This is a genomic window from Nosocomiicoccus sp. HMSC09A07, assembly GCF_001808485.1.
Taxonomy (GTDB): domain Bacteria; phylum Bacillota; class Bacilli; order Staphylococcales; family Salinicoccaceae; genus Nosocomiicoccus; species Nosocomiicoccus ampullae_A.
Map to the genome: position 1 here is coordinate 206,960 of NZ_KV793627.1, position 642 is coordinate 207,601.

Annotated in this window: 1 protein-coding gene; it reads right to left on the reverse strand. The window is 36.4% G+C overall.

From position 1 onward, the window contains the following. A partial coding sequence (locus HMPREF3177_RS08350) for an IS3 family transposase (RefSeq protein ID WP_371440529.1) occupies positions 1-595 on the reverse strand: 595 nt, incomplete at its 3' end. Positions 596-642 lie beyond the last annotated feature (47 nt).

Sequence of the window (642 nt, forward strand, 5' to 3'; positions counted from 1 at the left end):
TGGTATTTCCCCAACTACTATGCTGATAATGAAACCCTTGATCCGAGTGAACCATTAATTGATTTAAATCATTTCTATGTCGTTCAAACGCCTGTTTTAACGGTTGAATTGCGATATCTAAGCTCGGTGAACGACTAACCTTATATGCGATAATTTCAGAGTTATAACAGTCCATAATTGTTGATAGGTATAATTTCTTGCCTTTGATCGGTAACGCAAACTCTGTGATATCTGTGACCCATAGTTGATTGAATGTCTTCGGACTAAATTTACGGTTCACGCTATTTGGAGCAATTTTCCCAACTGTCCCTTTGTATGAGCTGTAACGTGTTCTCGATTTGTTTTTGAATTTTTGACACAGTAAATTATAGGTTTTCATAATACGTAACAAACGCTTATGATTCACCACAACATGTTCTCTGTTTTCGAGTATCGCTTTGATTCTTCTATATCCGTATCGACCTTTATGTTTTGATACAATCTCTTTAATTTTTTCTACTAGCCATTGATCTTTCTGTTCCTGATCATCCATATGTTTTATCCAGTAGTAATATACAGACTTCGGTAGCTTCAACACCGCTAGGATTTCCTTCAGCGTATAAGTCGTCTCTTGCCTTACCTCAAGCGCTACTTTCGTTTTTT